This window comes from Gabonibacter chumensis, from assembly GCF_024741215.1.
GTDB classification, from domain to species: Bacteria; Bacteroidota; Bacteroidia; order Bacteroidales; family Marinifilaceae; genus Gabonibacter; species Gabonibacter massiliensis.
Map to the genome: position 1 here is coordinate 508,645 of NZ_JANSKB010000001.1, position 26,830 is coordinate 535,474.

At 42.4% G+C, this 26,830-nt stretch carries 20 protein-coding genes; 13 read left to right on the forward strand and 7 right to left on the reverse strand.

The window, feature by feature from the left end:
• Nucleotides 1-33 precede the first annotated feature (33 nt).
• The 7 genes from NVS78_RS02275 (at nucleotide 34) to NVS78_RS02305 (ending at nucleotide 9,602) form a co-directional block, all read left to right on the forward strand.
• Nucleotides 34-1,362, forward strand: coding sequence for a metal-dependent hydrolase family protein (locus NVS78_RS02275; RefSeq protein ID WP_286357737.1), 1,329 nt, complete (start codon nucleotides 34-36; stop codon nucleotides 1,360-1,362).
• 219 nt (nucleotides 1,363-1,581) lie between these two features.
• Entirely contained in the window at nucleotides 1,582-2,592 is a 1,011-nt protein-coding gene (locus tag NVS78_RS02280) for a DUF3089 domain-containing protein (RefSeq protein WP_286357738.1), read from the forward strand.
• A gap of 1 nt (nucleotide 2,593) precedes the next feature.
• Nucleotides 2,594-3,079, forward strand: a complete 486-nt coding sequence (gene rnhA, locus NVS78_RS02285; protein WP_286357739.1) for a ribonuclease HI — start codon at nucleotides 2,594-2,596, stop codon at nucleotides 3,077-3,079.
• Between the two features lie 100 nt (nucleotides 3,080-3,179).
• Entirely contained in the window at nucleotides 3,180-4,148 is a 969-nt protein-coding gene (locus NVS78_RS02290) for an NAD-dependent epimerase/dehydratase family protein (RefSeq protein ID WP_041503129.1), read from the forward strand.
• Between the two features lie 248 nt (nucleotides 4,149-4,396).
• Complete coding sequence (rnr, locus tag NVS78_RS02295) at nucleotides 4,397-6,676, forward strand: ribonuclease R (RefSeq protein WP_286357740.1); 2,280 nt, start codon at nucleotides 4,397-4,399, stop codon at nucleotides 6,674-6,676.
• Between the two features lie 81 nt (nucleotides 6,677-6,757).
• Complete coding sequence (locus NVS78_RS02300) at nucleotides 6,758-8,206, forward strand: carbon starvation CstA family protein (RefSeq protein ID WP_286357741.1); 1,449 nt, start codon at nucleotides 6,758-6,760, stop codon at nucleotides 8,204-8,206.
• A 145-nt stretch (nucleotides 8,207-8,351) separates the two neighbouring features.
• Nucleotides 8,352-9,602, forward strand: a complete 1,251-nt coding sequence (locus NVS78_RS02305; protein ID WP_286357742.1) for a peptidoglycan DD-metalloendopeptidase family protein — start codon at nucleotides 8,352-8,354, stop codon at nucleotides 9,600-9,602.
• A gap of 10 nt (nucleotides 9,603-9,612) precedes the next feature.
• Here NVS78_RS02305 and NVS78_RS02310 read toward each other — a convergent pair whose 3' ends face one another.
• Entirely contained in the window at nucleotides 9,613-11,733 is a 2,121-nt protein-coding gene (locus tag NVS78_RS02310) for a DUF3352 domain-containing protein (protein WP_286357743.1), read from the reverse strand.
• 158 nt (nucleotides 11,734-11,891) lie between these two features.
• On the opposite strand from NVS78_RS02310, the gene araJ reads away from it, so the two are divergent.
• From araJ to NVS78_RS02325, 3 genes are all read left to right on the forward strand, one after another.
• Nucleotides 11,892-13,043, forward strand: a complete 1,152-nt coding sequence (gene araJ, locus NVS78_RS02315; protein WP_286357744.1) for an MFS transporter AraJ — start codon at nucleotides 11,892-11,894, stop codon at nucleotides 13,041-13,043.
• Nucleotides 13,044-13,136: 93 nt separating this feature from the next.
• A complete protein-coding gene (locus NVS78_RS02320; RefSeq protein ID WP_286357745.1) occupies nucleotides 13,137-13,706 on the forward strand; it encodes a chromate transporter in 570 nt (189 codons plus the stop codon).
• A 20-nt stretch (nucleotides 13,707-13,726) separates the two neighbouring features.
• Nucleotides 13,727-14,263 (forward strand): chromate transporter, encoded by a 537-nt coding sequence (locus NVS78_RS02325; RefSeq protein ID WP_286357746.1) that lies wholly within the window; start codon nucleotides 13,727-13,729, stop codon nucleotides 14,261-14,263.
• Here the strand turns inward: NVS78_RS02325 and NVS78_RS02330 are convergent.
• Nucleotides 14,260-15,114: an AraC family transcriptional regulator gene (locus NVS78_RS02330; RefSeq protein ID WP_286357747.1), complete on the reverse strand. Its 855-nt coding sequence runs from the start codon at nucleotides 15,112-15,114 to the stop codon at nucleotides 14,260-14,262. The genes NVS78_RS02325 and NVS78_RS02330 overlap by 4 nt on opposite strands.
• 213 nt (nucleotides 15,115-15,327) lie before the next feature.
• Between NVS78_RS02330 and NVS78_RS02335 the strand changes: the two genes are divergently transcribed.
• Together NVS78_RS02335 and NVS78_RS02340 are read left to right on the forward strand one after the other, a co-directional pair.
• Complete coding sequence (locus tag NVS78_RS02335; protein ID WP_286357748.1) at nucleotides 15,328-15,879, forward strand: LemA family protein; 552 nt, start codon at nucleotides 15,328-15,330, stop codon at nucleotides 15,877-15,879.
• Nucleotides 15,880-15,888: 9 nt separating this feature from the next.
• Entirely contained in the window at nucleotides 15,889-16,818 is a 930-nt protein-coding gene (locus tag NVS78_RS02340; protein ID WP_286357749.1) for a DUF3137 domain-containing protein, read from the forward strand.
• A gap of 88 nt (nucleotides 16,819-16,906) precedes the next feature.
• On the opposite strand, the gene trxA is transcribed toward NVS78_RS02340, so the two are convergent.
• The 5 genes from trxA to purN all read right to left on the reverse strand — a co-directional run bounded on the left by trxA (nucleotide 16,907) and on the right by purN (nucleotide 26,415).
• The gene (trxA, locus tag NVS78_RS02345; RefSeq protein ID WP_041503141.1) at nucleotides 16,907-17,224 is read right to left on the reverse strand and encodes a thioredoxin; all 318 of its coding nucleotides are present in this window, start codon (nucleotides 17,222-17,224) and stop codon (nucleotides 16,907-16,909) included.
• 88 nt (nucleotides 17,225-17,312) lie between these two features.
• Nucleotides 17,313-20,972, reverse strand: coding sequence for a DNA polymerase III subunit alpha (dnaE, locus tag NVS78_RS02350; RefSeq protein WP_286357750.1), 3,660 nt, complete (start codon nucleotides 20,970-20,972; stop codon nucleotides 17,313-17,315).
• Nucleotides 20,973-21,130: 158 nt separating this feature from the next.
• Nucleotides 21,131-22,531 (reverse strand): MFS transporter, encoded by a 1,401-nt coding sequence (locus tag NVS78_RS02355; RefSeq protein ID WP_286357751.1) that lies wholly within the window; start codon nucleotides 22,529-22,531, stop codon nucleotides 21,131-21,133.
• Nucleotides 22,532-22,591: 60 nt separating this feature from the next.
• A complete protein-coding gene (locus NVS78_RS02360; protein ID WP_434802122.1) occupies nucleotides 22,592-25,795 on the reverse strand; it encodes a S41 family peptidase in 3,204 nt (1,067 codons plus the stop codon).
• Nucleotides 25,796-25,848: 53 nt separating this feature from the next.
• On the reverse strand, nucleotides 25,849-26,415 hold the full coding sequence (gene purN / locus NVS78_RS02365) for a phosphoribosylglycinamide formyltransferase (protein WP_286357753.1): 567 nt from the start codon (nucleotides 26,413-26,415) through the stop codon (nucleotides 25,849-25,851).
• Between the two features lie 170 nt (nucleotides 26,416-26,585).
• On the opposite strand from purN, the gene NVS78_RS02370 reads away from it, so the two are divergent.
• The gene (locus NVS78_RS02370; protein ID WP_041503145.1) at nucleotides 26,586-26,822 is read left to right on the forward strand and encodes an acyl carrier protein; all 237 of its coding nucleotides are present in this window, start codon (nucleotides 26,586-26,588) and stop codon (nucleotides 26,820-26,822) included.
• Nucleotides 26,823-26,830 lie beyond the last annotated feature (8 nt).

Below are 26,830 nucleotides of genomic sequence, written 5' to 3' on the forward strand. Positions count from 1 at the left end.
GGAAACGAATAATTGAACATAATATGAATTTTTATGAAAATATTCCGTCTATTTATCCCGTTAATGATCACTTTATGGTATTCGACGTCTAAAGCCGAACCGACACAAGATCAAATTATTATCATCACTAACGTAAATGTTTGGGATGGGATAGGCAACTCCTTAAAAAACAATTATCAGGTTTTAATTGTAGGAAACCATATTAAACAAGTAGCCCCGCGTGTTACCATCCCTGCCGGCGCTAAAATCATTGACGGTAAAGGCAATACGCTAATCCCCGGATTATCGGATGCCCATCTTCACCTGATGTTTACCATGCCCATGGATAAAGCCTACAATAACGCCAATTGGGCCTATTTGGCTATCAGAGCGACCAAAATGGCCGAACAATTTCTAATGCAGGGATTCACGACGATCAGGGATATGGGTGGTCCCGTACAAGGACTTAAACAAGCCATTGACGAAGGGTTAATCCCCGGACCGCGTATTTATCCGTCAGGAGCGATCATCAGCCAAACCGCCGGACACGGGGATATGCGAAACCCTAACGATATGAACCCGCATTGGACAGGAAACAACGCAAACTTTTTCCAACTACAGGGTTGGTCCTATATCGTAGACGGACGCAGTGAAATTCTAAATGCAGTTAGAGAAAACTTCCGGCACGGAGCCACTCAAGTCAAAATGATGGCAGGAGGAGGAATTACAAGTAAATCGGACCCCATACATACGATTCAATTCACGCAAGAAGAATTAGAAGCCGGAGTACAAGCGGCTTCCGATTGGGGTACTTATGTCGGAGTCCACGTCTATACCCCTGCCGCTATCATCCGGGCACTTAATGCCGGGGCAAAAAGTATCGAACACGGGCAGTTGATCAATGAAGAGGCTATGAAAATGATCAAAGAAAAGGATGCTTTTTTAGTTCCTCAAAGCTATTGGACAATGAGAGATCCGGCAACTTCTTCGAATCCACAAAAATTTCTCGAAGTACGAAAAGGAGCGGAAAACGAGATGAATCTGGCCAAAAAATACGGTGTTAAAGTTGCTTTCGGAAGCGATGTATTCGGGAATCTTGGTATCGCACCTCAAAGCATGGCAGAATTCACCAGTAGAGTAAGATGGTATACTCCGGTAGAGGTGTTGAAACAAGCTACCTCTCTGAATGCCGAACTATTCGCCCTGTCAGGAAAACTCAATCCTTACCCAGACGGAGAATTGGGAGTCATCAAAGAAGGTGCTTATGCCGACCTGTTGATATACGAAGGTAACCCCTTGCAAAATATTCAAGTGGTCGTCGATTTCCAAAAGAATCTGAAATTCATTATGAAAGACGGTAAAATCTACAAAAACGAATTATAATATTTTTTTCATACAACAAACACAATCTGCCGGCCGGGAGGATAAAAATGAGAATAGCAACAGCAAATGACGCAACTACCTGCTGTATTCTCGCTATTCGTTCACTCATCTTCTCTCGGCCGACTTTTTATTTGCACACTCTAAATTAGGGCCTCTTCCGGGGTAAACTAAAAACAAAATCATTACTTTTGTCACGTTCACGAACCGATTACCCGCTTTATGAAGAAAGACAAACTCTTTTTTATTTTGATTTCATGCATGCTGATGGTTTATGCTTGCCGAACGTCAAACCCGAAGCTACCGGCTCCTCCGAATTATGCCGACACCATCAGTTGGTTTCAACCCGGGAAAATGACTTTCGATAAAAAAACGGATGTTTTTTATATCGCTCCGACCTGTATATGGGATTGGAAAAACGATCAGGGAGATACCCTTCACCATATGGATATCAAAAACAAAAAGCAACGCCTCATGTTAACACCCTCCATTTTGTTGGGGAAACGGGTTTTTGCCGACAGTTGTAATTTTTTCTCCCCTTATTATCGACAGATCACCATGGAATCGTGGATGAACGGAGAGAAAATCACGAGCCAACGTTATCCGATAGCTTTGCAGGATATCGAACATGCTTTTGATTACTACCTCAAACACTATAATCAGGGACGCCCTTTTATTCTGGCCGGTCATAGTCAAGGGGCGAAATCGGTTATCGAGTTACTCAAACACAAGTTAAACACCACCAATTACCGGCAACTTGTGGCCGCTTATCCGATCGGTTTTTTCATTACAAAAGAGGAATTGGACCACTACCCCCATCTACGCCCGGCCAAAGACTCCACGGATACGGGTGTAATCGTCTGTTTCAATAGTGTTACGGACACCAATGCAATCGCTCCATTATTCAAAGATAACAGGGTGTGTATTAATCCTCTCAACTGGAAAACCGATACGACCTATGCTAACCGGTCATTGAACCGGGGAACCGTATTTTTTGACAGAAAGGGAAATATCAAATCAGATTCAGCCTGCTTTACCGGAGCGCATATAGATCCGGTTTATCATGTGCTAATTGTTCCGGATATCGATCCCGATCCCTATTTCATTCCTTCCATTGCCCGCATTTTTCCCAAAGGAAATTTACATGTACAGGAATTAAATCTTTATTTCAAAAATCTTCGAAAAAACGTGATCGACAGAATCCACGCTTATCAAAAAACACCTATTCTATAATATGTCTCGCGATATTACCATTTATACAGACGGAGCAGCAAGCGGCAATCCCGGTCCCGGCGGCTATGGGGTAGTCCTGATCTCCGGTCCTCACCGGAAAGAACTATCGGAAGGCTTTCGCCTTACCACCAATAACCGCATGGAATTACTTGCCGTTATTATCGGGCTGAATGCGCTAAGGTTCGATCATTGTAACGTGACTGTTTATTCGGATTCGAAATACGTAGTCGATGCGGTAGAAAAAGGATGGGTTTTCGGATGGGAAAAAAAGGGGTTTAAAAACAAGAAAAATCCGGATTTATGGAAAAAATTTTTACCTCTCTACCGAAAACACCAGGTGAAATTTATTTGGATAAAAGGTCATGCCAATGTCCCGGAAAACGAGAGATGCGACCAACTCGCCGTTGAAGCTTATAAAAGTATACACCTACAAATAGATGACTATTACGAAGCTATCGGTCGATCCGACGAAAATATTTTTAGTTGAAAGACAAAAAAAATTTCGTTTTGTTAATCCAACGATCACATTAAATAATTACTTTCGCGAGAACAAACAAAAGTAAATCGTTCATCAAAAAACAATTGGGATGAAAAAAATATTAATCGTCGGAGCAGGGGGACAAATCGGTTCAGAACTTGTTCCTCATTTAAGATCCATTTATGGAAACAACAATGTAGTGGCAGCCGATATCAGCGCTGATAAATGTAAAGCATTGGCAGAAGCCGGACCCTTCGAAGCATTAAACGCTTTGGATGGAGAAGCTTACACCGCTATCGTTAAAAAATACGGTATCGATACCATTTTCAATCTGGTAGCTCTATTATCCGCCACCGGAGAAAAAAACCCGAAATTAGCCTGGGATATCAATATCGGAGCATTAACCAACTCCTTGTATATCGCTAAAGATAACAATTGCGCCGTATTCACGCCGAGTTCTATCGGTGCCTTCGGTAACGATACCCCTAAAGATAAAACACCTCAAGACACCTTACAACGGTCCAACACGACCATTTACGGTGTTTGCAAGGTAACGGGAGAACTTTTAAGCGATTATTATTTCCATCGTTTCGGAGTCGACACGAGAAGCGTACGTTTCCCGGGGTTGATCTCTTACGTAACCCTACCCGGCGGAGGCACCACCGATTATGCCGTTGAAATTTATTACGATGCCATTCGCAAAGGTTCCTTTACCTGTAACGTTCAAGCAGGTACATACATGGATATGATGTATATGCCGGATGCATTGAATGCCGTGGTTCAATTGATGGAAGCCGATCCGACCAAGTTAAAACACCGGAACAGCTTCAATATCGCTTCCATGAGTTTCGAACCGGAGCAAATAGCCGCAGAAATCCGCAAACACATACCGGAATTTAAGATGGACTACCAAATCGACCCGGTAAAACAAGCCATTGCCAACAGCTGGCCTAACAGCATGGACGATACCTGTGCCCGCCAAGAGTGGGGTTGGGCTCCGAAATACGATTTAACCAGCATGACAAACGATATGCTCGTTAAGGTAAAAGAAAAATTTGACAAGGGATTGATCAAATAAGAACTTCCCTATTTACTCATAAATGGCTTTCGGGTGTAATAATCCGAAAGTCATTTTTTATTCTTCCGAATTCTATTTCGAATACCTCCGTCAGCCGTCTGAACGAGCAATTATAATAGCACTTTGGGACGGGGTCAAAGTGCTATTTAAAATAGACGGCCTCATCATAAAACAGATATCAAAAAATAATATTACTTTAGTGACATTAAACTTTAAAGGATTATATATCCTTCATAAATCTGTAGTGTATGTCAAAAAAAGAGAAAAAACCACATAAAAGCATCGGGAAAAAAGAACTTTATCAATCCTTATTCGATATCTTTACTCATAAACCCAACGAATATTTCAATTACAAGCAATTAGCCTTGCAGCTGGGCATCAAAAACATGGAATTAAAGCGCCTGATCAACGAGGTACTTTACGAGATGAAGATCGACGGACTGATATCCGAAGAATCGACAGGAAAATTCAAATTAAAAGCCGTCAGCACATATATTACCGGAATTATCGATTTAACAGCAAAAGGAACCGCTTACCTGGTTTCGGACGAAACCAAAGAGGATGTTTTCATTCCTCAGGTAAACCTAAATCACGCGTTAAACGGGGACAAGGTAAAAGTCATCGTCTATGCCCGAAGTAAAAGCAGAAGACCGGAAGGAGAGGTTGTCGAAATCCTTGAAAGAAAAAAAGAGACCTTCGTGGGAATCATACAATGCTCCCGGCAATATGCTTTTTTAGTTCCTTCCGGCAAACAACTTCCTTATGATATCTTCATTCCTCTCAACGAGTTAAACGGGGCAAAAGACGGGGATAAAGCCATAGTAAAAATTACAGAATGGCCTGAGAACCAAAAAAATCCGGTAGGAACCGTGTTGGAGGTCCTCGGAAGACCGGGAGACAACGATACGGAGATGAATGCCATCATGGCGGAATTCGAACTTCCCGTTAAATTTCCGGCAAACGTGGAAAAAGCGGCAGAAAAAATCCCGGATACGATCCCCGATGAGGAGTATAAAACACGAAAAGATTTCAGGGAAATAACCACGTTCACGATCGATCCCAAAGACGCCAAGGATTTTGACGACGCCCTTTCCATCCGAAAATTAAAAAACGGTCATTATGAGGTTGGCGTACACATCGCCGACGTGAGCTATTACGTCGAAGAGAACTCCGTATTGGATAAAGAAGCTGACGCAAGGGCCACTTCCGTATACTTGGTAGACCGTACGATTCCGATGTTGCCCGAACGGCTCTCCAATGGGGTCTGTTCCTTACGTCCGAATGAAGAAAAACTATGTTTCTCCGCCGTTTTCGAGTTAAACGATAACGCGGAAATAGCGGACCAATGGTTCGGCCGCACGGTTATAAAATCCAATCGCCGTTTCACTTACGAAGAAGCACAGGCGATGATCGAAGGAGGCGAAGGCGATTACAAAACGGAGATCCTGGAATTAAACGACCTGGCCCAAAAATTAAGAGCGGAAAGATTTAAAAGCGGAGCCATCGACTTCGACCGGGTGGAAGTAAGATTCGATATAGATGAAAAGGGAAAGCCTATCGGGGTTTACTTCAAACAATCCAAAGAAGCCAATAAATTGATAGAGGAATTTATGTTGCTTGCCAATAAAAAGGTAGCCGAACGAATCGGAAAACTTAAGCCCGGACAAAAGCCCAAAACTTTCGTCTACCGTGTACACGAACAGCCGAACCCGGATAAATTAGAAGAATTCGGACGATTCATCGCGAAATTCGGCTATCATCTACGTTCCAGCAACCCCAAAACCCTCTCCTCCTCCATGAACAAATTGATGAGCGATGTGAAGGATCGGCCGGAACAAAATATGATCGAGACACTTGCCGTACGTACCATGGCCAAAGCCGCCTACTCCACAGAAAATGTAGGACATTACGGTTTAGCTTTCGACTATTATTCCCATTTTACTTCTCCTATCCGGCGTTATCCGGATGTAATGACCCATCGTCTGCTGGCACGTTATATAGCAGGAGGACGTTCGGTCAATCAGGAAAAATACGAGGAAGAATGTAAACATTGTTCCGAAATGGAACAAGTGGCAGCCAACGCGGAGAGAGCTTCCATCAAATACAAACAAGTGGAATTTATGTCCGACAAACTGGATCAGCCCTTTATGGGAACCATCTCCGGAGTGACCCAATGGGGTTTTTATGTCGAATTGAACGATACCAAATGCGAAGGATTGGTCTCTATGACCGAGTTAGAGGATGATTATTACGAATTCGACGAAGAGAACTACTGCATTGTCGGTCGTCGCCACCGAAAGGTATACCAATTGGGAGATCAGGTAATGGTCAAAGTGGCGAAAGCTAATTTAGTTGCCCGTCAATTGGACTTCACTTTAGTAGGTAATGAAAAAACGGAGACCTCTCCATCCGTTATTCGCTCCAAGGCTATAACGCCGCCCCGTTCTGTACGAAAATCACGTCGAGGAAGACGAGGAGATGAAGGCAACAAAAACAAAGGGAGGAAAAAATCGAAAAAAAGGAATTAACTTTTTAAGTTCTTTCTTGAATGAAGAATAATAAAAAAACATTTTTTCTATCTTTGGGAGGTGTGAAAAACGACTAAACCAATGATTACTTTTATTATCTCCATCGCGTTGCTTATCGTCGCTTATTTTACTTACGGGAAATTTGTCGAACGATTTTTCGGTGCATCATCTGAAATAAAAACTCCGGTTAAACGACTGGCTGACGGAGTTGACTACCACGAATTAAAACCCTGGCGGATCTTCGTCATTCAATTTCTGAATATCGCGGGGTTAGGTCCCATTTTCGGGGCTATATTAGGAGCAGCCTACGGTCCCATGGCATATCTATGGATCGTAATCGGTTGTATCTTCATGGGTGCTGTACACGATTACTTTTCCGGAATGCTCTCCGTACGGAACGATGGCATGAGCCTTCCGGATATCGTGGGTAAATACATGGGCAACGGTATCCGGAAATTCATGACATTCTTTACCGGATTTCTTTTATTAGCGGTGGGTGTTTCCTTCGTGAACGGTCCCGCGGGACTCTTAGGCAATTTAACCGGAACAAGTATGGCCCCATGGCTGTACATTATTTTTGCCTATTACATACTGGCAACTTTATTGCCGATAGATAAAATCATCGGGCGTATTTATCCTTTTATGGGAGCAGCCTTGATTTTTATGGCACTCAGTGTAGGCGGCTATCTCCTGTACGGGGGATTCAGCGGGGAACTTCAATTAGAGGAACTCACTTTCGACACCATGCGTAACCTGCACGTCAATCCACAGGAAAACATTCTTTTCCCGATGCTGTTTATCGTCATCTCCTGTGGGGCTATATCCGGGTTCCATGCTACCCAATCCCCCATGATGGCCCGTTGTATGACCGATGAAAAATACGGAAGACCTATTTTCTACGGAGCCATGATATCCGAAGGTATTGTTGCCATGATCTGGGCCACAGCCGCCATGGCCTACTTCGGGGGAGCGGAAGGATTAAACGCGGCAGCAGGTTCCGGTAGCGATCCGGCCATAATTGTCAATGAAGTGTGTCGTTCCTGGTTAGGACGTTTGGGAGCCATTATTGCCATTATAGGTGTAGTCGCATGCCCTATTACTTCGGGAGACACAGCTTTCCGCAGTATGCGATTGATCATTGCCGATGCTCTTAAATTCACTCAAAAACCCATAAAGAATCGACTGATCGTTTCGATTCCTATCTTCATTCTGGCTTATTTCTTTTGCAGTTTTGATTTTTCCACAATATGGAAATATGTCGGTATAGGGAATCAGGTTTTAGCCACGGTAACCCTATGGACTGCTGCCACTTACTTGACAAAAACAGGAAAACCCCATTGGATGCTCTCTATTCCGGCCACCTTTCTAAGTATCGTATGCATTACCTACATCCTTGTAGCTCCATACAAGGCCGGGGGAATATTCATTCAACCGTCCGTCGGTTACCCGATCGGAATAGCCGCAGGCATCGGCTTATTGATTCTTTTCTTTCTGAGAACCAGCAAACTAAAAAAAGAGAAAAAGATTTAGTTTAAAATAATAAAAAACGGGTTGCAGTTTATAAGAGTTTACTCTAAATTGCAAACGGAAAAATCAACATACAAAACAAACAAAAAGGGACACATCTTATCCCGAAGGCAAGGTGTTATCCATGAATATATGAATATTTTGTAGAATGAAAAAAACAAAATGGATCTGGATTTGGGCAGCCGTAGGCGTTGTATTGGCTATCGTTATTTTTTGGCCTAAAGAGTACAAAGAAGCTGTACTGGAAGCCGAAGCTGTGGAAGAGGTAGTCGACACGACGGAGTTAAAACAAGAACATTATAAATACGGTATTCCTTCCGATAATTTCGAGGTAGAGGAAGGAGTCGTGGGACGCAACCAAAGTCTTTCGGCCATCTTGGCCAAATACGGGGTTTCTCCTAAAAAAATACACGAAATCTCTCAACGTTGTAAAGATATTTTCGATGTCCGGAAAATAAAAGCGGGACGAAAATACACTTTATTTCTCGCCAAAGACAGTTTGAAATCTCCGGAATTTTTCATTTATGAAAACAATGCATTAGAATTTGTTGTCATTGACTTCAAAGAGACCTCGCCTGTTTATATCGGGAAAAAAGAGGTCGAAGTAAGGGAACTATCCGCAAAAGTCGGCATCCAATCCTCTTTATGGAATGCGATGGTAGAGGCACAAACAGACCCTACATTAGCCATTAGTTTAGCGGATATATACGCCTGGTCTATCGATTTCTACGGCATTGCCAAAGGAGATTCCATTCGGGTGATCTACGAGGACTCCTATGTCGAAGAACAACCTCTACGGGATTTCAAAATAAAGGGTGCCATTTTCACCCATGCCGGTAGGGATTTTTACGCTATCCCTTTCGTTCAAAACGAAAAATTCTCCTATTTCGATGAAGACGGGAATAGTTTGCAAAAAACTTTCTTAAAAGCTCCTCTTAAATATTCGCGGATTTCATCCGGATTTTCAAACAACCGTTTTCATCCGGTATTGAAAAAATATCGTTCCCATCACGGAATAGACTATGCCGCTCCCACGGGAACCCCTGTCTATACAATCGGAGACGGCGTCATTACCAAAAAGGCTTTCCAAAAAGGAGGAGGGGGAAATTACGTCACCGTCAAACACAACAGCGTCTACTCCACCACCTATATGCATCTCTCCCGGTTCGCCCAGGGAATTGCCCCGGGAAAACGGGTTAAACAGGGAGAAGTCATCGGTTACGTAGGCAGTACCGGATTAGCGACAGGTCCTCACCTGGATTTCAGGGTATATAAAAACGGAACCCCCATCAATCCCCTGAAAATGGTATCTCCTCCGAAAGAACCGATTTCAAAAGAGAACATGCCTCAGTTCATTGTCGTGCGGGACTCTCTAACTCGACGATTAAAACAGTTATAACCGACCGGTATCAATAATCGGTTCTTTTTTCCCCGGTAATTCGGTAGTATTGCCATTTACCGACAGGATGACCTTTTTTATAACGTCCCTCACACAATAAATGACCGGTTTTGTAATAAAATTTTACCACACCGTGACGCGTTCCTTTACGGTAAGGCATCTCTAATTTCAATGTCCCATCGGGAAAATATTCTTTATAGAATTGAATCTCTCCTTTACGGTAAACGACCTTCCCTTGTAATTTGCCATCCTTATAAAAAAAACGAGCTTCTCCGTTTATTTTACCCTCCTCATACGGGAAGAGTCCCATCATTTTTCCAAGCGGATCGTAAATACTCCAACACCCGTCCGGATCCCCATCTTTCAAAGCTCCTTGCACCGTGAAAAGAGAGGTTTTGTATACATAAAAATCTTTCACACCTACAGCGATACTATCCGGAATGTTCGGATAATAAAAACCGGACTCGATCCGGTCTATTTGTTTTTCCAATTCCCGGTTAAGTTCCCGTATCTTATACTCTTCCGGAGCATTTTTATTAAAATTTGCAATTACATTGGTTTTAAAATCCTCACCTTGTGCCGACAACGCCAGTCCGATAACTTCAAAACTCAAAAATGCATCTTTATTATTTTCTAACTCCTGCCGGGCATCCGATTTTAAATCATGATACAAAAAGTCGTACGCGTTGGAAGTATTGATATAACCATAAATATTACTTCCGTTACCTAAATCTTGCATTAAACCGATGTATTCTTCATCATGAGCTAATGTCTTGCCTAACAAGTAATCCCTGATCATCTCCGCTAAAGAAAGAGGCGAATTACTAAATACGACATAATCCCCTATAAAAGTATAATAGGGACGATCCAATCGGTTGAACTTAGATTTCAGAAACAGTTTAAAAAATCCCTTCAAACTAAAATAATGAATCTTATACCCGTTAAATTCCATAGCTTTCTCACGAACCGGAGTCTTACGATCTATTTGTTCCATCAAATAGTTCAACTGATCTCGCGCATAAATAATATCGTTCGCCTGAATAGCCAAAATAATATTATCCTGCCGATTCTCTTCATCAAGAGCCGGTTTGATCAGGGCAATTTCATGCCCGACCCAGGAAGTAAACAGATCTAAAATATCAAGATTCAAGAATCTATTTATTTTCTCGACCGAACGCTCTATCGCTTTATAGTCTTCTTCCCGTTCCGACCTATAATTCTCGATCAAGATTTTTTGTAACTCGGAAAAAGAAGAAAAACACCAAGAAACATAGGCCGCCGTGTGTTCTCCTGCAATCCGGTCAATTCCGGAAGCCTTCCCTTTGGTCCGATTCAACAAATTAAGTATCGAAAATACATCGCGATTCGATTTGGTAATACCGGAGAAACGAAGATTTCGATCATTCAACTGCAATACTAAACGAGTAAAATCAAGCAGAGGCTCTTCTTCCGTTATAGACGCCGTTTCCAAAAAAGCATTGATTGCATTCCCTATCCGTTTATGGTCAACGTCGATTATGGCATCTCCGCCAGTCAGGTCTTTTTTCATTTTCACCCTGTCTTCGCATGCGGATAGAGAACGCTCAACTAATTCTCGGGAACAGGAGATAATTAAAAGATTCCCTTTTATGGCGAAATACAATTTAAACCCTTTGCCCGTCAGTTCATGAAATCTTTCTACCTCGCCTTTTAATTTCGTTATTTTCAAATCACCGTTATTCAACAATACCGAAACCATGCCTTCAAAAGTCCTGATCACGTTCAACTTACCCAAATCGCATACATATAAGAAATCATAATTAAAAGAAGTAACTTCATAACAGGAAATAGAAACAGGTCTATCCGTCAACATTCGTTTCAACGTCGGATAGACTTTACACAAAGAATCGGCCCGTTCAAAATAGTCGTGATATGCTTCAAAATAAGGATAAGTTTTAAGCGATTGCCATATTCTATTTCGACTTAGACTCTCGTGTATATGATTGAAAGAAGGTATTTCCACCGTAAAAACCGCATTCCCCGGTAAAGCTTGTGTTATTTTATAACGTCCGGCATCTTTATAAAAAGCGAACCAGATCAAAACGATCAAGGTTACTAATGGAATCGTTATAAGGACAAGTTTGCTTCTCATGATAAAGTCATCGACTTAAAAATACCGTACAAAATACAAGTATACAATATTATACAACCATTCACGCCATATCACGTATTATTTTTTGCAAAAAGCAAGAAAACGAGAAAACAAAGAATAATATATATTATTAATTTTACGCCCCGAAAAAAATAAATATGAAAAAAAGTTTCATCGCATTAGCTTTCGGAACATTAGGATTAGGTATTGCCGAGTTTGTGATCATGGGAATCTTACCGGACATTGCACGTGCTTTACATATCGACATCGCTACCGCCGGCCATCTGATCTCGGCCTATGCCTTAGGAGTCTGCTTCGGAGCTCCGGTACTGATTTTTGCCCGCAAATTTCCATTAAAGCACATCCTTTTGGGATTGGTTTCCGTAATCATGATCGGCAATATTTGTGCTTCCCTTGCCCCCAATTATTGGACCCTGATGATTTCCCGTTTTATCTCGGGACTCCCGCATGGAGCTTATTTCGGAGTAGGCTCCATCGTCGCCGAAAAATTAGCTATCAAAGGGAAGGGTTCGGAAGCTGTTTCCATCATGGTTGCCGGTATGACAATAGCGAACCTGTTCGGAGTACCTTTAGGAACTTTCTTGAGTACGTTCCTTTCCTGGAGAGTCACGTTCCTACTCGTCGGTCTATGGGGGATCGTCATTCTCTATTATATCTGGAAATGGGTTCCTCCGGTAGAAAACCTACCCGATACCGGCTTTACAGGTCAATTCCGTTTCTTAAAATCCCCGGCCCCCTGGTTACTAATTTTTGCTACCCTATTGGGAAACGGAGGCATCTTTTGTTGGTATAGTTACATCAACCCGTTACTGACACAAATTTCCGGATTTCCAGTCGACAGTATTTCATTACTTATGATTTTAGCCGGAGCGGGAATGGTTGCCGGAAATTTGATCAGCGGTCGTTTATCAGATCGATACACTCCGGGACGGGTAGCCTTTTTTACTCAAGGTTGTGCATTCACGATTCTGTTGCTTATTTTCTTTTTAGCGCGGGTATCCTGGATTTCGGCAACACTCATGTGCCTGTGTACGGCTTGTCTTTTCGCCCTGTCCACACCGCAACAAATTTTACTCATTCGTTATTCCAAAGGAGGAGAAATGTTAGGAGCTGCAAGCGTTCAGATCGCCTTCAATTTAGGAAATGCTATCGGGGCATATTGCGGGGGACTACCCTTACAAGCCGGATTAAGCTATCAATACTCGGCTCTCGCGGGAACTCCATTCGCGCTGACCGGTTTTATGTTACTGCTCGTTTTCACCCGGAAATACGAAACGATAAAAGCATAGACAATCCCGGATTTTCACCTGTTTTTTTCACCTGTTTCTAATAAAAAGTAAATCTTATCATGTACATTTGTTCGATATAGAAAAACAACTATTATGGCATCTTATTGGCAAATTTTTTGGTCTTTCTTCAAAATCGGAACATTTACGTTAGGAGGTGGTTACGCCATGATCCCCCTCATTCAGAAAGAGGTGGTCGATAAAAAAGGATGGCTTCAAGAGAAAGAGTTTATCGAAATGTTAGCGGTTGCCCAATCTGCCCCCGGACCCATAGCCCTGAACACGGCCATATTCGTGGGGTACAAAGTCAGAAAAGGTAAAGGGGTGGTTTTTTCCAGCCTCGGCACCATCTTACCTTCTTTCATCATCATTCTGCTGATCGCCATTTTATTTACCGACTTTAAAGATAACCCGGTCGTCGAACGGGTATTTAAAGGCATACGTCCCGCCGTAGTAGCCCTGATTGCAGCCCCGTTGTGGCAAATGGGCAAAGCAGCCGGGGTAACATCTAAGACGGTGATCATACCGATCATAGCTGCCTTATTGATATGGCAAGTCGGGATATCTCCCATTTACATCATCATTTTAGCCATACTGGGAGGTGTCGGTTACGGTTTATTCAGAAGCGGGAAAAACAAATTAACACCTAAGGATAAAAATAAATAAGCAAATTCGAAACAACATTCATGGAAGAATTCGATTTATATCTCAGCCTTTTCATCACTTTTTTTAAAATCGGCCTTTTCGGTTTCGGGGGCGGATATGCTATGCTCTCTTTGATACAACACGACGTGGTCGAGGTTCACCAATGGATCAGCGTTTCCGATTTCACGGATATCGTGGCTATTTCTCAAACAACCCCGGGACCTATTGCTTTCAACACGGCAACCTACATCGGTTACACGGCCACCAACAGCGTATGGGGCTCTATCATATGTACCGTTGCCGTCAGTCTTCCCTCCCTGATCATCATGATTACCATCTCCAAATTCTTTTTTGCCTTTCGGGAAAACCGTTACGTGGATATGGCCATGAATGGCTTGAAAATTACCGTTACCGGATTGATCGGGGCTGCTGCACTGCTTTTAATCAATAAAAACAACTTCATCGATTACAAAAGCTGGCTTATCTTTATCGGGGCCTTTTTACTAACCTTCAAATTCAAAATGGATCCGATACTCATGATCGTTATCGCGGGAATCGTCGGCTATATCCTCTATTAATCGTTTTTGTTCAACAACCTCTTTCTGATCTCCGAGGGCGTTCCTCCTAAATATTTAAGACAAAAATTATAAAAAGAGGTATGCCCCGAAAAATGATATTTATCTATAATGATCTGAATATCCTGGGTCAAATTAGCTAAATCGCTTTCAATTGCTTTCGCTTTTTTTACCTGTAACCACTTATAGGCGGAAGTATTGAACTCTCTTTTAAACCTCCGCTTAAAAGTAGACAAACTACATCCCGTTTTTTCGGCAAAATCTTTTAACGACGTAACGGATTGATAATGTTTAAACACAAGCAATTTAAAGGAATAATCATCGCCCAATACCGGATAAAACAGTTTATATATCTCTTCTTTCGTGTAATATTGAGAAAAAATGGCCGCCATATTCAATTTATAGACATTCAAATAATAATGACAAGGCATAACATTATGAAGGGAATACAATAAGTAATTTAAATACAGCCGTAAAGGCTCATTCACTTTTAAAGAGCTATACTCCCACCGAAAATATCTCAACCCCGAAAGAATTTCCTGATGATCTTTCAGGCAGATCTGCTCTTCCATATTAGATCGGATACACAATAATCTACACGGATCATCCGACGTATTTATCTCCACTTCACAATTTTTGGGAACGAGAAACATCTCCTCCTTTCCACAAACAATCTGTCGTCCTTTAAAAGAAACAGAAATACCTCCCTCCAACACGACCATCAGTTCATGACAGAACTTACTTCCCTGGTAAACTTTTTGAGTATTTCTTTCTACCTCCTGCAAAACAAAGCCGTATTTATTTTTCGGATCATATTTTTCACACGCAGATTGCTCGCATATTCTCGTATTCATTTGCCCCTTTTCCTTATAGTACAAACAAATATAAACATTCCGTTTTTTTATTGCCTACAAATTACATTTTATAAGTTCTTTTATAAACTAAACAGGCTCTTTAAGATAACTTCCCCGGAGAAAAAAAATATTCCAACCCTAAAATATTTCAACAAATACGATCTCTATTTTATAAAAAAACTAATTTTGCAAATCATTTAAACCTTCGACACCATGATTTCACTTCTTATTCTTATCGTTATTTTCGGTTACAGCATCATCGCGTACAATAATTTGACACGTAAACGCAACAACACCGAAAATGCATTCGGTTCGATCGATGCCATGTTGAAAAAAAGATTCGATTTGATTCCGAATTTGGTTGCAACCGTACAACAATACGCCAAGCACGAAGAAAATACCTTTACCAGGATCACGGAATTACGTTCACGGAATTACGATTCACTGACCACGGAAGAAAAAAGTGAATTCGACCGGACATTCAATACAGCCAAGCAAAGTTTTTTTCTGGTCGCCGAAAATTATCCCCAATTACGGGCTTCGGAGAATTTTATGCAATTGCAAAAAGCCCTAAACGAAACAGAAGAGCAATTAGCGGCAGCCAGAAGAACTTATAACGCCTGTGTCACCGATTATAATAATGCTGTCACGACCGTTCCTTCGAATATCATTGCCAACCTTTTCAATTTTTACAAGAAAGAAGTACTGAGTATTCCGGAAGAGGAAAAAGCGGTACCCGATGTAAAAGATCTGTTCCAATCCTAAAGCGGTTGTATGGATAATAACTTCGACAGATTGTACGGACAATTGACCCCGGCCCTTGAACAACTGGAAAATAAAAGATTGGAATTAAAAAGGAGAGGGACTCAGAACGGTCTGATAGCCGGAGGTATATGTTTTCTGGTCGGAACAGGCATAACCTTTGGGATCGAAGCCGGCTATACGGGAATCTTAATTGCTGCTCTCATCGGAATAATCGTCTTGTTCCTCTGCATCAATAGCCAATCTGCCGTACTATCCGGATATTATAAAAAAGATATCATTACCACGTTATTAACGAGCCTATGCAAGGATTCCTCGTTCCAACCCGAGAAAGGCATCTCGAAAACCACTTTTATGAGTAGCGGATTATTTTCCACCACGCCCGACCGCTATCATTCCGAAGACATGATAACCGGACAGCTCGAAAAAACAGCTTTTGTATGTTCGGAAGTCCACGCTGAAGAAAAACGCGTGACGGTAGATTCCAAAGGACACAGACATGAAAGTTGGGTGGATATTTTCCGGGGTTTTTTCTTTATTGCCGATTTCCACAAAGATTTCAAAGGACAAACCACCATTTATCGAAATGCTTGGATTAAGCTGAATTTCAACAACCGACGGGTTAAATTGGAAAATCCGGACTTCGAGAAAAGTTTCGACGTTTATTCTACCGATCAGGTAGAAGCCCGTTATCTATTGACTCCGGGAATGATGGAAAAACTTTTGATACTCGACCGAAAATTCCCGGGAAAGATTACAGTCAGTTTTTATAACTCCAATATTATCATCGCTATTCCCGACCGAACCGATCATTTTGAAACCAGTATTTGGCATTCTCAACTCCATAACAACAGTTTAAAACAGGAGTACGATACCCTCTCGGCCTTGACAGGCATTGTCAACGACCTGAATCTAAACCTACGAATTTGGAGCAAAGAATAACTTCTTTCTTCTATCTCCCGAAAACAATACTAAACAAAAAATCCGCCTAACCTGAGGTTAGACGGATTATATATCATACTTCAAAATTTTAAAGCAGAGCATTAATTTTTGCAACCAAAGCCGTTTTAGGCACAGCACCGACCTGTTTGTCAACTACTTCTCCATTTTTGAAGAAAAGAATCGTCGGGATATTACGGATTCCGAATTTTCCGGAAGTCCCAGCACAATTGTCCACGTCCACTTTAGCAACAACAATCTTACCTTCGTATTCCTTAGACAATTCTTCAACAATCGGCAGCATCATCTTACATGGTCCACACCATTCCGCCCAGAAATCTACCAATACGGGAAGCTTTGAGTTCAAAACCACTTCCTCAAAACTTGAATCATTAACTGCAATAGCCATACTTTTTTATCTTTTAAGTTTACATTCTCTTATCTACATGAAAATCACTACAATTAAGAATAAAAATACCCTTATTCACCGTGCAATATTAATCAATTTTCATCTTAATCACATCATTATTTTCAAAATATTCATATAATTCTCTCGAACGTTTTATTTTACAGCTTCTTGAAAACATCTTAACTCTATGCCCTTCCCGGTCGTAAAGGATAAAATTCAACGGGATGTCTCCCGCTTCGTTTACCAATTGATTATGAATCTCCGTTACGATTTCGTGTGTCAGATTCTCTATATCGACCTGCAACGTGATGGAACGAATCAGGTTTTCTCCGATAACGCTGAGCAAATCCATACTGATTACGTTAAAGGCCAGTTCATTGTTCCACTTTTTCGTTTGTACTTTTCCCTTAATATATATTGCCGTTTCCAAAATAAAATAGTTCCTGAATTTTATATAATCCTCACCAAAGAAAGGCAACTCGTAGGTTCCGCTAAAATCCTCTATCGTCAAAATACCAAAATCATTTCCTTTTTTGGTCTTTCCCTGCCTCATGGCGATGATAATCCCGGCAATAGTAACATCCCGGTTTTTAAAAGAGGCGAAATTACTATTCAACTCTTCCAAAGGAGTGCAAAGCGTTTTTATCTCCAATTTATAGGGATCCAAAGGATGAGAAGTAAGGTAAATACCGATCAATTCTTTCTCTTTTCGGGCCTTTTCCATATCCGTCCAAGGTTCGCACAAAGGAATAGAAGGCTTTGTCACCTCGTATCCGTCCATCCCCCCAAATAAGGTCGCTTGCATTTTCAACCCGTCGGCCTGTTTCTTCTGTCCGTAATTAACCAAGTTCTCGAGCAAAGAAGTATGCCCGTCAACTTGGTAAAAAAACTGTCCCCTGTGCAAACCGAAACTATCCAATCCTCCGGCCGTAATTAAATTTTCCAATGTTTTTTTGTTTACGGTACGATAATCGATACGTTCAAAAAAATCAAACACATCTTTATAAGGGCCATTTTCCGTACGCTCTTTAATGATCGAATCTACAGCCGCCAACCCTACTCCTTTTATTGCCGCCATTCCGAAACGAATATCACCTTTATGGTTTACCGTAAAGTCATTATCCGACTCGTTCACGTCAGGAGCCAGCACCTTCAATCCCATTCGTTTACACTCATCCATAAAAGTGGTCACCTTCTCTATTTGGGATAAGTTACAACTCAAGTTGGCCGCCATAAATTCAGCCGGGTAATGAGCCTTCAAAAAACCGGTTTGGTAAGCGATATAAGCATAACAAACGGAATGAGATTTATTAAAAGCATACGAGGCAAAGGCTTCCCAATCTCCCCATATTTTTTCTACCAAAGGTTTGACCTCTTTCCCCATCTCTTTACATCCCTTTACGAACTCCGGATTTTTATTACACCCCTCTATAAATTGCGTCTTCAGGGCATTCATCGTATCGATCTGTTTTTTACCCATAGCTTTTCGAAGCGTATCGGACATACCACGGGTGAAACTCCCCAAAGCCCGTGATTGTAACATCACCTGCTCCTGATAGACAGTGATCCCGTAAGTATCCTTTAAAAAGGGTTCCATCATAGGATGATCGTACACGATGGGTTCCTCCCCGTGCTTACGTTTGATGAAATCAGGAATATACTCCATAGGTCCCGGACGATAAAGAGCATTCATCGCCACCAAATCCTCGAAGCGGTTAGGTTGTAAGGCCCGCAGGTGTTTTTTCATCCCCGGGGACTCGAACTGGAACAGGCCCGTCGTCTCTCCCCGGGAAAAAAGAGCAAAAGTCTCCTGGTCCTCCAGGGAAATCGCATCCACATCCAAAACCTCGTGGCGGGATTTTTTAATATTATCCAAACAAGTTTTTATAATAGAGAGAGTCCGCAACCCCAAGAAGTCCATTTTAATCAATCCGATAGGCTCTACAAAATGACCGTCATACTGCGTCGTCATCAAGCTCTCCCCCTCGGTCGGCATAATCGGAATATGTTCCGTGAGCGGATCCCGGCTAATCAATATTCCACAGGCATGGACACCCGTCTGTCGTACGGAGCCCTCCAAAATTTCAGCCAACCGAATCGTTTTGCCCACTACCGGATTGGGTGATTCTTTCTCTCTCTTTAAATCGGGATTCTCTTCATATGCCCTTTTCAGTGTCATTTTCGGAGCCTCCGGAACCATTTTAGCCAACCGATTGGCTTCCGATAATTCCAACTTCAACACCCGGGCCACATCCTTAATAGCCATTTTAGCGGCCATACTTCCGAAAGTAACGATATGAGCCACTTTATCCGCTCCGTACTTTTGCGTTACCCATTCCAATACGCGTTGCCGTCCGTCGTCATCAAAATCCACATCGATATCGGGTAAAGAGATACGGTCGGGATTTAAAAAACGCTCGAACAGCAAATCGTATTTTATCGGGTCTATATTCGTAATACCTAAGCAATAAGCCACCGCACTCCCCGCCGCCGAACCCCGTCCGGGACCGACAATCACTCCCATATCGCGGGCTGCCTGAATAAAATCTTGTACGATAAGGAAATAGCCCGGGAAACCCATCGTCTTCATGATATGAAGTTCAAAAATCAAACGCTCCATGATATCGGGAGGGATATGCTCTCCGTAACGCTTCACCGCCCCCTTCATCGCTAACTCCTTCAAATAATCGGCCTCCAATTTAATACGATAAAGCCGATCATAACCTCCTAATTTTTTCACCTTCTTTTGAGCATCCTCTTCACTCATCACCACCTCACCCTTTTCATTTTGAGTAAATTCATCGAAAAGATCTCTTTCCGTGTATTTTTTTCGATACTCTTCTTCCGTTCCCAACTCAGGAGGAATCGGGAATACAGGCATCAACGGATCGGAATCCAATTTATAATCCTCTACCTTATCCACAATCTCTTGCGTATTCGCAATGACTTCCGGAACGTCGCTGAACAAGGCTTCCATTTCCGCCGTTGTCTTAAACCACTCCTGTTGAGTATACCGCATCCGCTTGGGATCATCCAAATCCTTATTCGTCTGCAAACAGATTAGGATATCGTGAGCTTCGGCATCCTCTTCATTCAAAAAATGCACATCATTGGTGGCAATAACCTTTATACCCAACTTTTTCCCGATTCTCAGTATCTCTGCATTACACCTCACTTGCCTGTCGTACACATCCGCTCTCAAAAGAGGATTGGTCGTCGGATGTTTCATCACTTCCAAATAATAATCCTCTCCTACCAAATCCTTATACCATAGGGCAGCAGCCTCCGCTCCTTCTATATCCCCGGCCATGATCTTCTGACAGATTTCCCCTCCCAAACAAGCAGAGGAAATAATCAATCCCTCTTTATGTTTCTCCAAAAGGGCCTTATCGATACGAGGCCGATAATAAAATCCTTCCACCTGGGCTACAGAACACAATTTTACAAGATTTCTGTATCCCTGCAGATTCTTTGCCAAAAGAATCAAATGTTCTCCGGAACGATCCTGCGGATTTTTTTTATTATGCAATGACACCCGGGCGACATAGGCTTCAACGCCCAAAATAGGTTTGATACCTTTCTTTCGACAAAGATCATAAAAAAGTTTGATACCAAACATACTTCCATGGTCCGTCAACGAAATCGCCGGCATCCCGTCAGCGATGGCTTTATCGATCAAACCGGGAATACTCGCCGCTCCATCCAAAATAGAATACTGAGAATGTACATGAAAATGGGTAAAAGACATATATTATACGCTAAGAATTAAAACAAACACCTAACAATCAAAAAATAGAAAATAATTTCATCGATTTATACTTAAACAAAGGTAAGGAATAATCTCTTGAGAACGATCATCAACAACTGAAAAACAGTTCTAAAATTTTCCACATTCTTTATCCGGATCTATCCCTTTTTTCTCTTCCCCAAAGCTCCGGGTTCAGGTAAAGACACCCTGGAAAAACTCACGATAGCGGCAAGCGCTGCAAAAGCACCCCCCAAATAAAGTGCGGCATGCGTCCCGTTACGCGGAAACAAGGCAAACATCAAAGCGACCAAAGAGGCTCCGGAGGTCTGTCCCAAAAGACGCGAAGTCCCTAACATTCCGCTCGCTCCTCCGCTACGTTGCCGGGGGGCAGATAAAATCAAAATACTGTTATTCGGCGTTTGAAACAAGCCGAATCCGGCACCACACAACGCCATTCGCCAAATAATACTTACGTTTGTCGGCATTTCGGGTAAAGTAGCCAACAGAAATAAACCGCCAGCAAACAAGGTCAGCCCTATTCCACCCAACAAACCCGCGTGAATGCGTTCGATCAACCGACCGGCAAGAGGAGCCGCCAACATGGTAGCCAAAGGCCAGGGAGTTAACAACAAACCCGTCACTACCTCATCCCTCCCCAACGCGTTTTGTAAGAAAAAAGGCAAAGAAACCATAGCCAACATCTGAGCGGTAAAAGAACATATCGATGTCCCGACGGAGAGAGCGAAAATAGGAATTCGCAACAAATCCACGGGCAACAGCGGATAAGTCTGATTCAGCTGACGACGAATAAAAAAGAAACCGACAACGAACATGACCGCTAAGCCCGAAACGATATACATGGAATCGATACCGTGGGCGTAGCCTTCAATTGCCGATATCAACAATCCGAACGTCAAAGCGTTCATCCACCCGCTCATCCAGTCAAAACGCCGTCCCTCTACCCGCACCGTATTGGAAGGCAGGAATTTAAAACTCAACATCAAGGCCGTAATCCCTATCGGAACATTGATCGCGAACAACCAAGGCCAGGAAGCAACGGAAAGGATCCCGGCAGCGATAGTAGGTCCGGCGGCTGCAGATACCGCAACTACCAAAGCGTTTATTCCCATTCCCCGGCCTATGATACGCTGAGGATAAATAATACGAATGAGTGAAGTATTCACACTCGTAATCGCGGCAGCCCCGAATCCCTGAAGAACACGGGCAATCGTTAACGTCCATAAAGAATTGGAAAGCGCGCACGCCAACGAGGTAAAACTAAACAAGAACAACCCGCTTATATAAACTTTACGGTAGCCCCAAATATCCCCCAATGAGGAAAGGGAGAGCAACGAGACAACGATAGCCAACTGATAAGCATTCACGATCCATATCGACATGGAGGGTGTCGCCTGCAGATCCTGCGCGATAGTAGGAAGAGCGACATTCGCTATCGTTCCGTCCAGAACGGAGACGGTTATACCCAAAGCAATGGACAGAATGGCCCAATAGCGTCTCGGCAATGGAAGCCCGTCCATCTTGACTTCTTCAATTCCCATAAAAATCTTTTCCTTTTATCCTTACCTATCGAAACATTTGGAAAAAAGTTTCAACCTATCTCAGTTCTTTCCCGATTTATCCGGGAAAACAGGAATAGGCGGAACCGATCTCTTCGCCGTTTTTAATTGCTCTAAAATAATTTCTATCGCCTTCTCCAACTGTTGATCCCGACCCGTATATTCTAAATAAGGATCGTTTTCCAAATCTATATGAGGAGTAACACCGGTCCCTTCGATGATAAAACCGCTTCCGTCAACAGCAAAAGGAGCGTAAGAAGGAGTTACGATCGCCCCTCCGTCCACAACCGGAACGGTTCCGCTATAACCGACTACTCCGCCCCAGGTACGTCTTCCGACAACCGTACCCAATTTATTGTATTTAAAGCGATAAGGAAACAAATCTCCGTCAGAGGCCGAGTACTCGTTCACCAACAACACCTTGGGACCAATAAACGTACCGACCGGATTTACCGATCCCTCCTTTTGATTCGTATGCATCGTAAAATAAGTCGGCGTACGCATCAAACGTTCGATAATCATGGGCGAAACATTGCCTCCCCCGTTTCCCCGATCATCGATAATCAAAGCCTTTTTTTGCAATTGGGGATAATAGTGTTTCACAAATTCATTCAATCCTTCCGTTCCCATATCCGGTATATGGATATAACCCACCTCTCCGTTCGTCGCCTCCTCCACTTTCTTTATATTGTTCTGTACCCAATGATAATAATACAGTTTCGACTCATCTGCCAACGGAATTACTAAAACCCGGCGGGATCCGGTAACGGAAGGTTTTGAATTGACCTCCAATTCAACCGTCTTTCCGGCCATATCTATTAATTCGGTAAATAAATTATCGGTCTCTTGCAAAGATTTTCCATTGATAGCGATCAAATAATCTCCCTCCCGGACATCCACTCCCGGCATGGTCAAAGGCGAGCGGGTCGAAGTTTTCCAATTAGCCCCCTCGATGATTCTTTCTACCTGAAAATAACCGGATTTATCCCTTTTGAAAGTCGCTCCCAATAAGCCCATCTTAATTCGTTCCGGTTCAGGATGTTTACCGTTTATAGAATAGGCATGCCCCACGTTCAGCTCCCCGATCATCTCTCCTATCAGGTAAGTCAGATCCGTCCGATGGTTAACATAAGGCACGAGCACCTTATACTTTTCGTATACTTTATTCCAATCCACCCCATGCATATTTTCAGCATAAAAGAAATCCCTCATCTGACGCCAGGTCTCGTTATAAATTTGCATCCATTCTTCACGGTAATTAATCCGTTTCTTCACGCCATTTGTCGAAATTCCGCTCCCCACGGAAAGAGAGGTCGTCGGCAAATCAATAATTTGAAAAACCTGCCCGACCACTCCTAACGCCTTATCATACCCCGGACTGAAAACAATTTGCCCGCCGAGGGAAGATTCGCTTTTACCCGCCAGGTCATACACCATCGTATTACCTCCCCGATCGTAATAAACATAATTACCTATCATATGCAAATTACGGTAATTATCGGCCGGCAAAATCGGTAATTCGATCAAACGACGGTTTACATCCGTAAAATCATAGCCACCTTCTTTTCCTTCGCCATCCGTCGTTTTCACCTTCGGCATTCCGTCGTTTTCAGGAGAAAAAGGAATCCAAGCTCCTTTCGCCAAAGGCAAAATATAAACTTTATTCATCTCCCGATAGACATGATTCCATTCCGTCCTGCCGTAAGAGGGGGAAAAAGAGCGGGCAGAAACGAACAAAAGATATTTTCCATCGCGACTGAAATTCGGAGAACTCACCCCGTACCAATCGTCAGTTATCTGATGTTTCCGCTTATCGGACAACTCGTATATTATAATATGATCCACCGCTTTTCCCGGACGTACATAAGTAATGTATCTGCTGTCAGGAGACCAATTGAAATCCGTCATCGGGCGCACGGGAGAAGTTTCGATAACCTCCCTCTTTCCGGTAGAAACATCCGAAATGTTTAAGGTATTCCCCTTATCGCTCCATAAAATAGACCGGGAATCAGGTGACCATTTGTAATTGAAGATGTATCCTTTAAAACCCTTTATCAACCTTTTTTCCCTGCCGGTCGCGACCTCCCGGATATAAATCGAAAACTCACCCTCCTTATCGGATATATAGCTTATGTAATTTCCGTCAGGAGACCAGGCCCCCATCCGATCATTGGCATGGGAAGAGTTGGTCAAATTATAAGTAATACCCTCTTTCACCGGAAGTGAAAAAATATCTCCTCTTGCCGAAACCAAAACCCGTTGTCCGTCAGGAGAAGGAGCCCGAAAGTCGATCTGATCGCTTACCCGTCTCCATTCCGGGCGCGAATAAACCTGATCATTATCGATATCAATTTTAATCCGTTCGTTTTTACCGTTCTTCAAATCGTAACGATAAATATATCCTCCTTGCTCGTAAACAATCGACTTATCGCCTATGGCCGGAAATTTTATATCGTAATCTTTATAAAAAGTCAATTGGCGAGTCTCTTTTGTCTTTATATGGTAAACGTAAAGATTCATGATGTCGTCCCGGTCCGAAATATAATAGATATCCTCTCCGTCGGGAGACCACATGGGAATAATATCCTGCCTCACATTATGCGTTATTTTTTCGGATTTTTTGGTGGAAAAATCGAAAACCCGGATATCGTCGGCCATCCCGCCTTCGTATCTTTTCCATGTTCGAAATTCCCGGAAAATATAGTTATAAGCTAATCTTTTCCCATCGGGAGAAAAGGACGCAAACCCTCCATTCGCCAACGGAATCTCCGTTGGCATTCCTCCCGATACGGGAACCGTGAACAATTGTCCGGTAAAATCATTAAAGGTATATTGCCTGGAACGATATAAAATAGATTTACCATCCGGAGTCCATCCGATCACGATGTTATTAGGCCCCATCCGATCTCCCAAATCATCCCGGTTCAAGGTGGCGGAATAGGTCAGCCGTTTCGGTTCTCCCCCCTCGACGGGAATAACGAACACTTCCGTATTTCCGTCGTATTGTCCCGTGAAAGCGATATATTTACCATCCGGAGAAATCCGAGGAAACATCTCATACCCCACGTGAGAAGTCAGGCGACGGGCAACTCCACCCGATACAGGTACCGTATAAAGATCGCCGGCATACGAAAAAACGACCTTATCCCCAACACTATGAGGAAAACGTAATAAACGAGCCTCTTCTGCCTTCAAGGACAGACAGCCTAAAAAAAATCCCAATAATAAAACAATACTTTTTTTCATCATTCCCAATCAATAAACCGTATAAATTCCTTTTATTCTTGCAGAAATAACCCTCATTTCTCCAATACCTGTTTTACCACTTTCGGAAAATACTCGTATTCCAAATCATGTATCTTGGCAGCTAACGAATCCGGCGTATCCTCGGGAGTAACCTCACATCTTGCCTGAAAAATTGCAGCCCCTTCATCGTAATGATTATTTACATAATGGATAGTGATTCCGCTCTCCTTTTCTCCGGCAGCGATTACGGCCTCATGGACATGCATTCCGTACATGCCCTTTCCCCCGTAACGAGGCAAAAGAGCCGGATGTATATTGATGATCCGGTGATCATAGGCATCGATGATAGGCTCGGGTACCTTCCACAAGAAACCGGCCAGTACGATCAAGTCCACTCCCAACTCACTCATTTGTGACAAGATACGATCAGACCGATAAAAGTCTTCTTTATTAAAAACAAAGGCGGGTATATTCAAACGTCTTGCTCTCTCCAAAACAAAAGCATCCGGCTTATTACAAAACACGCCGATCACGCTATTTTGCGGATCATTTTTAAAAAATTTAATGATATTTTCAGCGTTAGACCCTGAACCAGAGGCAAATATTGCTATTTTCTTCATGATGTAATTAATTAAAAATCAAAGTCATAAAGATAATAAAACTTTATTCAAGCAAAAAAATTTTCTATGAAAAATAAATTCTCTAACTTTGCCCCCGAACTTTGAGAGTTATGTACACCCCAAGGGTGTTAAGTGTGAAATTAAAAAATGTCTAATTAAAATTTAAAGTTATGTCTGACATTACAAACAGAGTGAAAGCTATTATCGTTGATAAATTAGGAGTTGATGAATCAGAAGTTACACCAAGCGCAACATTTACAAATGATCTTGGAGCTGACTCTTTGGATACGGTAGAATTGATTATGGAATTGGAAAAAGAATTCAACATCACTATTCCGGACGATCAAGCAGAGAAAATTGCTACCGTAGGCGATGCTATTGCTTATGTTGAAGCTAACGCTCAGTAATTTAATAT